Source organism: Acidovorax sp., assembly GCF_046341535.1.
Classification (GTDB): domain Bacteria; phylum Pseudomonadota; class Gammaproteobacteria; order Burkholderiales; family Burkholderiaceae_C; genus Acidovorax.
Genome location: NZ_JBKDRI010000063.1, coordinates 1 through 8,246 on the forward strand (window position 1 = coordinate 1; position 8,246 = coordinate 8,246).

Annotated in this window: 7 protein-coding genes; 4 read left to right on the plus strand and 3 right to left on the minus strand. The window is 63.4% G+C overall.

The genetic code is table 11. The annotated features are described in order from the left end of the window. Positions 1 to 489: 489 nt before the first annotated feature. Positions 490 to 1,089, minus strand: coding sequence for a YqhA family protein (locus ACK543_RS04265; protein ID WP_409941614.1), 600 nt, complete (start codon positions 1,087 to 1,089; stop codon positions 490 to 492). Between the two features lie 172 nt (positions 1,090 to 1,261). Between ACK543_RS04265 and acs the strand changes: the two genes are divergently transcribed. Then, positions 1,262 to 3,256 (plus strand): acetate--CoA ligase, encoded by a 1,995-nt coding sequence (gene acs / locus ACK543_RS04270; protein ID WP_409941615.1) that lies wholly within the window; start codon positions 1,262 to 1,264, stop codon positions 3,254 to 3,256. 89 nt (positions 3,257 to 3,345) lie between these two features. Here the strand turns inward: acs and ACK543_RS04275 are convergent, their stop codons facing one another. Further along, positions 3,346 to 3,651: a c-type cytochrome gene (locus tag ACK543_RS04275; RefSeq protein WP_409941616.1), complete on the minus strand. Its 306-nt coding sequence runs from the start codon at positions 3,649 to 3,651 to the stop codon at positions 3,346 to 3,348. Positions 3,652 to 3,764: 113 nt separating this feature from the next. Between ACK543_RS04275 and ACK543_RS04280 the strand changes: the two genes are divergently transcribed. Then, on the plus strand, positions 3,765 to 4,007 hold the full coding sequence (locus ACK543_RS04280) for a TIGR04438 family Trp-rich protein (RefSeq protein WP_409941617.1): 243 nt from the start codon (positions 3,765 to 3,767) through the stop codon (positions 4,005 to 4,007). A 227-nt stretch (positions 4,008 to 4,234) separates the two neighbouring features. Here the strand turns inward: ACK543_RS04280 and ilvD are convergent, their stop codons facing one another. Further along, complete coding sequence (gene ilvD, locus ACK543_RS04285) at positions 4,235 to 5,941, minus strand: dihydroxy-acid dehydratase (RefSeq protein ID WP_409941618.1); 1,707 nt, start codon at positions 5,939 to 5,941, stop codon at positions 4,235 to 4,237. A gap of 136 nt (positions 5,942 to 6,077) precedes the next feature. Here ilvD and ACK543_RS04290 point away from each other — a divergent pair, with 136 nt between their 5' ends. Together ACK543_RS04290 and lgt are read left to right on the plus strand one after the other, a co-directional pair. After that, complete coding sequence (locus tag ACK543_RS04290) at positions 6,078 to 7,109, plus strand: LysR family transcriptional regulator (RefSeq protein ID WP_409941619.1); 1,032 nt, start codon at positions 6,078 to 6,080, stop codon at positions 7,107 to 7,109. A gap of 31 nt (positions 7,110 to 7,140) precedes the next feature. After that, positions 7,141 to 7,968, plus strand: a complete 828-nt coding sequence (gene lgt / locus ACK543_RS04295; protein WP_409941620.1) for a prolipoprotein diacylglyceryl transferase — start codon at positions 7,141 to 7,143, stop codon at positions 7,966 to 7,968. Positions 7,969 to 8,246 lie beyond the last annotated feature (278 nt).

The window sequence follows — 8,246 nt, forward strand, 5'->3', positions numbered from 1 at the left end:
AGCGAAAATCGGCGAGAGCGAGGACAGTTTTTGCCGAATTTGCAGCCCCATAGCCGAGCTATGGGGCAAAAAGGCGGTTAAAAATGGACCGCTGCGGTCGATTTGCAGCCGACGATTTCCAAGTCCGACAGGCTCCTAGAGCCCTGTATTTTGACAGAGGCGGCGGCCCGGGCCGAAGCACTGTCTGCATGCGCTCGAACGGGCCCTTGGTGCCGCGGCCGCCGCCTTTGAGGCCTGACAGGGCTCCAGCGGCCGGCACGCAGTCGGATCGCCAGCCCGATACAGAGGGCTGGGGGCGACACTCCGGTGCCGCGTGTCCAGACGCGGCCGGCGTCCGCGCGAGGCAGGTCGATGACAGCGAGCGAGAGGTGCTGGAAACCGACTCAATTTGACCAGTCGCGCACGTCGCACCTTATTTTATTGCTATCAAAATAACAGCAAATTGACGAGGTCGATCGCACTGAGCCGCCCCCGTCCGGCGCGCAGGCTCTAGTGGCGAACCGTGTCGGTCGTCATCAGGCGGTCGGTCAGCGCAATGGCCAGTGCGCTGAGCAGGAACACGGTGTGGATGATCGTCTGCCACATCAGCACCTTCAGGTCGTAGTTGGCGGCGTTGATGAAGGTCTTGAGGAGGTGAATGGAGCTGATTCCGATGATGGCTGTGGCCAGCTTGACTTTAAGCACCGACGCATTCACGTGGCTCAGCCATTCGGGCTGGTCGGGGTGGCCATCGAGGTGCAGGCGCGAGACGAACGTTTCATAGCCGCCCACGATCACCATGATCAGCAAGTTGGAGATCATGACGACATCGATCAGCGCCAGCACCACCAGCATGATGATGGTCTCATTCAGTGACACCACAGCGATGTCGCTCTTGTAGCCAATACTGGACACCAGCTTTTGGAGCGAGTTCGTATCACCAAATGCCGCTTCGATCAGGTGAACGAGCTCCACCCAAAAGTGAAATACGTAAACCGCCTGTGCCAGAATGAGCCCCAGGTAAAGAGGCAGCTGCAGCCAGCGGCTGGCGAAAATGAGCGAAGGCAGGGGCCGCATCGGGGCGGCGAGCTTGGTGTTGTTTGGGGTCATCGGAACAGGAGCGGTCGAGAGGCGATCGCTGTCCGATTCTACGGTTTCAGCCACAGCAGCCGGAAGCTTCGTGCCCGTCAGTGGCTTGTAAGTGCCGCGGCCGACAGTACCGGCCATTTCCGGTCACAGAACTAGACCGGCATCCATTTCATCAGACCCAGGAGACCACACAATGAGTGCGCCCACTTCCGCGATCGAATCCGTTTTGGTTGAAAACCGCGTGTTCCCCCCTGCCGACGATGTCGTGCGGGCGGCACGCGTGTCGGGGATGGCGGGTTACGACGCGCTGTGTGCCGAGGCCGACCGCGACCCTGACGGGTTCTGGGCGCGCATGGCCCGTGAGAACCTGCATTGGTCCAAGCCATTCACGCAAACGCTGGACGAATCCAATGCGCCATTCTTCCGGTGGTTTGGCGATGGTGAACTCAATGCGTCTGCCAACTGCCTGGATCGCCATATCGGCACCCCCACCGAAAACAAGACCGCCATCATCTTCGAGGCCGACGATGGGACTGTGACCCGCGTCACCTACCAAGAGCTGCTGGCGCGCGTGAGCCAGTTCGCCAACGCGCTCAAGTCGCATGGCGTGAACAAGGGCGATCGGGTTTTGATCTACATGCCCATGACCATCGAGGGCGTGATCGCCATGCAGGCCTGCGCCCGCATTGGAGCGACGCACAGTGTGGTGTTCGGCGGCTTCAGTGCCAAGGCCGTGCACGAGCGCATCATCGACGCCGGTGCGGTTGCCGTGATCACCGCCAATTACCAAATGCGTGGCGGCAAGGAGTTGCCTCTCAAGGCCATCATCGACGAGGCCCTGGCCACGGGCGGATGCGACACCGTGCGCAATGTGTTCGTCTATGAGCGCACTGCCACCGCCTGCAACATGGTGGCGGGCCGCGACAAGACCTTTGCCCAGGCGCTGGCCGGGCAAAGCACCGACTGCCCGCCTGTGGCCGTGAATGCGGAGCACCCGCTGTTCATCCTGTACACGAGCGGCTCCACCGGCAAACCCAAGGGGGTGCAGCACGCAACCGGTGGCTACCTGCTGTGGGCCAGGTTGACCATGAACTGGACGTTCGACCTGCGCGACGACGACGTTTTCTGGTGCACGGCCGACATTGGCTGGATCACGGGGCACACCTATGTCGCCTACGGCCCCCTGGCTGCGGGCGCCACGCAAATCATCTTTGAGGGCATACCCACCTTCCCGAATGCCGGGCGCTTCTGGCAGATGATCGAGCGCCACAAGTGCAGCATTTTCTACACGGCCCCCACCGCCATCCGTTCGCTCATCAAGGCGGCGGAAGCCGATGTCAGCGTCCACCCGTCGCAGTCTGACCTGTCGAGCCTGCGCATCCTGGGCAGCGTGGGCGAGCCCATCAACCCTGAGGCGTGGATGTGGTATCACAGAAACGTGGGCGGCGAGCGCTGCCCCATCGTGGACACCTTCTGGCAGACCGAAACCGGCGGCCATGTCATTACCCCGCTGCCTGGTGCCACACCGCTGGTGCCCGGCAGCTGCACGCTGCCTCTGCCCGGCATCGCGGCGGCGATCGTGGACGAAATGGGCAACGATGTGCCTAATGGTTCAGGCGGCATCCTGGTCATCAAGCGCCCGTGGCCCAGCATGATCCGCACGATCTGGAACGACCCCGAGCGCTTCAAGAAAAGTTACTTCCCCGAAGAGCTCAAGGGTTTTTACCTGGCGGGCGATGGCGCGGTGCGCAGTGCTGATCGCGGCTACTTCCGCATCACCGGCCGCATTGATGACGTGCTCAACGTGTCGGGCCACCGCATGGGCACGATGGAGATCGAATCCGCCCTGGTGGCCAAGACCGACCTGGTCGCCGAGGCCGCCGTGGTGGGCCGGCCGGACGACGTGACCGGCGAGGCGATTTGCGCCTTTGTGGTGCTCAAGCGCTCGCGCCCCACAGGCGATGAAGCCAGGCAGATTGCCAACGAACTGCGCAACTGGGTTGCCAAGGAAATCGGGCCCATCGCCAAGCCCAAGGACATTCGTTTTGGCGACAACCTGCCGAAGACGCGCAGCGGCAAGATCATGCGCCGCCTGCTGCGCAGCATTGCCAAGGGCGAGGCGATCACGCAGGACACCAGCACCTTGGAAAACCCCGCCATCCTGGACCAGTTGTCCCAAACCAACTGATCCGCTGAGCGATTTGCGGTGCCGTCACCGCATCGCGTTCCTGTAGGGGGCGGCTGCGCCGGGCGACCAGGCGCAGCGCTTAGCAGCACTCACTTTTGAGTAAGAATCCAGGCAGCGAGTTTTTTGGCGTCGGCCTCGCTGACCTGCGCGTTCGCAGGCATGGGCACTGCGCCCCACACGCCGCTGCCGCCCTTGATGATCTTCACGGCCAACTTGTCAGCCGCATCCTTTTGGCCAGCATATTTTGCCGCCACGTCCTTGTAAGACGGCCCCACCAGCTTCTTGTCCACCGCATGGCATGCCATGCAGTTCTTGGACGTTGCCAGTGCCATGTCAGCCATGGCGGGTGCAGCCACCGTCAGGCTCAACGCAAGGGTCATCAGGGTACGCTTCATGGTGAAAATTCCTGTGGTTGGGTTACAGTCCCGGTCACCAAATTGTAGTGAGTTGGGTTGACCCGGTAGCGTTCGGGGGTAACCCGTCACCTCTAGTTTCCCGGGGGAAATCCATGTATCTGTTGGGCGTGTCGCTGGTGCTTTTGGCGCTGAAATATTTTGAAGTCGATCCGGTTGCGACCTGGTCGTGGTGGTTGGTGCTATCGCCGTTTGCCGCCACGGCAGCGTGGTGGACCTGGGCCGACGCTTCGGGGTACTCCAAACGCAAGGCCATGGAGAAAATGGAGCAGCGCAAGCAGGACCGGATCAACCGCCACAAGGAGGCGATGGAGGTGCAGACACGCAAGCCACGGTGATGGGCGGTTGGCCCCCCCTGCCGTGAGCCGATCCGGCCCCGGTGGGGCCCGACCCAAACGGCGACGCGCGCCTGCCGTTTTTAGGTTGAACGTCTCCGGTGCGTGGCGCTCCCATCCAAAAAGCCTGCTGCGAGCAGTGTCTCGCAGCAGGCTTTTTCTTGGTTTCCCGCGCTGTTCAATGCATTGCAGAGCGCGGGCGCGCATGGCCGCCCTCGCGGCCATCCGGGTCAATAGGCGTCCAGCACCGCGCCCTTGCTGGCGCTCGATGCATTGAACGCAAACTTGGCTTGCACGCCGCGCGTGTAGCGCGGGGCGGGAGGCGTCCAGCCCTCGCGGCGGCGGGCGATCTCGTCCTCGCTCAGGTTCAGTTCCAGTAGCAACTGGCGTGCGTCGATGGTGATGCTGTCTCCTTCCTGGACGAAGGCGATGGTGCCGCCGGCGGCCGCTTCAGGTGCCACATGGCCCACCACCATGCCCCAGGTGCCGCCCGAGAAGCGGCCATCGGTGATGAGGCCCACGCTTTCGCCCAGGCCCGCGCCAATCAGCGCGCCTGTCGGTGCCAGCATCTCGGGCATGCCTGGACCACCCTTGGGGCCCAGATAGCGCAGCACCATCACGTCGCCCGCCTTGATCTTGCCGTCCAGGATGGCTTGCAGGGCCGACTGCTCGTCGTCAAAGACGCGGGCGGGCCCCGTGATCACGGGGTTCTTCAGGCCTGTGATCTTGGCCACCGCACCTTCAGGGCTCAGGTTGCCCTTGAGGATGGCCAGGTGGCCTTGCGCGTACATCGGGTTGCTGATGGGGCGGATCACATCCTGGTCGGCGCGCGGTTCATCGGGCACATCCTTGAGCACTTCGGCCACGGTTTTGCCCTCGATGGTGATGCAGTCTCCGTGCAGCAGACCGGCGTTGAGCAGGATCTTCATGACCTGGGGGATGCCGCCAGCGCGGTGCAGGTCCACCGCCAGGTACTTGCCGCTGGGCTTGAGATCGCACAGCACCGGCGTGCGCTTGCGGATGCGCTCGAAATCATCAATGTCCCACTCAACGCCAGCCGCGTGGGCAATCGCCAGGAAGTGCAGCACCGCGTTGGTCGAGCCACCCGTGGCCATGATCACCGCCACGGCGTTTTCGATGGCTTTCTTGGTGACGATGTCGCGGGGCTTGAGGTCCATCTTGATGGCTTCGAGCAGCACCTTGGCCGATTCCTTGGCCGAGTTCATTTTTTCATCATGCGGGTTGGCCATGGTGGACGAGTAGGGCAGGCTGATGCCCAAGGCCTCGAACGCGCTCGACATCGTGTTGGCGGTGTACATGCCGCCGCACGAGCCGGTGCCCGGGATGGCGCGCTTTTCGATTTCTTTCAGATCGAAGTCGCTGAGCTTGCCGGCCGCGTTTTCACCCACGGCTTCAAACACGCTCACGATGTTCAGGTCCTTGCCCTTGTAGTGGCCCGGCAGGATGGTGCCGCCATACACATAGATGGCGGGCACGTTGGCGCGCAGCATGCCCATCAGGCCGCCGGGCATGTTCTTGTCGCAGCCGCCCACGACCAGCACCCCGTCCATCCACTGGCCGCCCACGCAGGTTTCGATGCAGTCGCTGATGACCTCCCGGCTGACCAGGCTGTACTTCATGCCCTCCGTGCCCATGGCCATGCCGTCTGAAATGGTGGGCGTGCCGAACACCTGGGCATTTCCGCCCGCTTCCTCGATGCCGGCGATGGCGGCATCGGCCAGCTTTTGCAGGCCGCTGTTGCAGGGGGTGATGGTGCTGTGGCCGTTGGCCACACCGACCATGGGCTTGACGAAGTCGCCTTCTTCGTAGCCCATGGCGTAGTACATCGAGCGGTTGGGCGCGCGGGACTTGCCTTGGGTGATATTGGCGCTGCGGCGGTTGATGGGCTGGATCGGAATGATCTTGCTATCGGCCATGGTGGGGTCCTTGTGGTCGTCGGTGTGGGTCTGCCCCGCCGGATGTTGTGCCCTGGCGGGGACGCGGGCGACAGTATGCGGCGTTTGGCGGGCATGATCCAATCGCTTTGTGCTGCTCCAGTAATATAAAAAACATATGAAAGAAACGCTGATCGATGTGCGCGCCTGGCGCCAGTTCATCGCCGTGGCCGAAGAGCTGCACTTTGGCCGCGCTGCCGCACGCCTGCACATGACCCAGCCGCCGCTGACACAGGGCATTGCACAGCTCGAGCGCGCGCTGGGCGTGTTGCTGTTCGACCGCACCCGTCGCCGGGTTGCCTTGACCCCGGCGGGCGAGGCGTTGTTGCCGGATGTGCGGGACCTGCTGGAGCGCGCGCAAGCCTTGCCGGCGCGGGCGCGCGCGGCCGCAGCCGGTGAGGTGGGGCGCGTGAGGCTGGGTTTCGTCTCGACCATCGGGTTTGAGCGCCTGCCGGGATGGGTGCGCGCATTCCGCGGAGCGTGCCCGCAAGTGGCGCTGGAGTTGGTGGAGGCCACGGGCGATGTGCAGCGGGCGCTGTTTGCCCGTGGTGAACTGGATGCCGGTTTGATGCTGCACTCGCCGGGCTTTGCCCCTCCCGAGTTGGCCCGGCATGCGGTGGCTCTGGAGCCGCTGGTGCTGGCCGTGCCTTCACGGCATCCGCTGGCAGTCAGCCCTGTGGTGGACATGGCTGCGGTCGTCAATGAGCCCCTGGTGGTGTTTCCGCGCCGGATCGTGCCTTCCCTCTACGACGCCATCCTGGACCTGTACCGGGCGGCAGGGCGGGTACCCGTGGTGGCGCAGGAGGCAATACAGATGCAGACCATCGTCAATCTGGTCTGGGGCGGGCTGGGGGTGGCCTGGGTGCCGGAAAGCGTCACCCAGTTCCGCCGCAATGGCGTGGTGTACCGCCGGGCGGTGGATTGGGCGGCCGTGCATGCGGCAAACCCGCCGGGGCAGGGTACCGTGGCCCCGGGCGGGGACCTTCCGCTGTGCGAAACCAGTTTGGTGTGGGCGCCTGGTTCGAGCAACCCGGCACTGTCGCGCTTCGTGGACTTCATCCGGGCCACATCGGCTTTGGCGCAGGGGGTGAGTGCCGGTGCTGACGGCGCGGTTTTGGGCGATCCGTCAGGCCGCGTACCCGATGCCTGATGCTGCACAGGCCGGGCACAATATCCAGAACATGCTGACCTATCCCTCTATCGATCCTGTCGCCCTGCAACTGGGCCCTCTGTCCATCCACTGGTACGGCCTGACCTACCTTGCTGCGTTCGGTTTGTTCATGTGGTTGGGTATCCGGCGGCTGCGGCACCCGCCTTTCGCGTCCATCACGGGCGCGGGCGCATGGACTCGCAAGGACGTCGAGGACATCCTGTTCCTGGGTGTGGCGGGCGTGGTGATCGGCGGGCGACTGGGCTATTGCCTGTTCTACAAGCCTGGGTACTACCTGAGCCACCCTTTGGAAATCTTTGCGGTGTGGCAGGGCGGCATGGCCTTTCATGGCGGACTGTTGGGCGTGATCGTTTCCATGCTCTGGTTTGCCCATTCGCGCCAGCGCCCCTGGCTGCAGGTGGCTGATTTTGTGGCACCGTGTGTGCCCACCGGGCTGGCTGCGGGCCGCGTGGGCAACTTCATTAATGGTGAACTCTGGGGCCGCATTGCCAGCCCGGACCTGCCTTGGGGCATGGTGTTTGCGCACAGTGGCTCCATGCAGCCGCGCCATCCGTCGCAGGTGTATCAGTTTTTGCTGGAAGGGTTGCTGCTGTTCGTGCTGCTGTGGCTTTATGCCCGCAAGGAGCGCCGCCAGGGCCAGGTGGCCGCGGCCTTCCTGGTGGGCTATGGGTGCTTGCGGTTCATCGCCGAGTACTTCAGGGAACCCGACGCGTTTCTGGGCATTTTGTCGATGGGCATGAGCATGGGCCAGTGGCTGTGCGTGCCCATGATCGCTGGCGGCTTGGGGCTGTGGCTGTGGGCACAGCGCCAGCCTGCCACCGGGGTGGCGCAGCGCTGAAAGGGATGACATCCCGCGCTTTGACCGAGGAGCCTGTGGGTCTTGGAGCGTCGAAAGCACGCATCGTCTCCAGCGAGGACAGTGTTTGCCGAATTTGCAGCCCCATAGCCGAGCTATGGGGCAAAAAGGCGGTTGAAAATGGACCGCTGCGGTCGATTTGCAGCCGACGATTTCCAAGTCCGACAGGCTCCTAGTGTCATGTCCCGTTAATTTCTGGCATTAATCGTGCATGCCAATGCGGTATCTTGGGAACGGAGATACCGCCATGAGGACAGGAA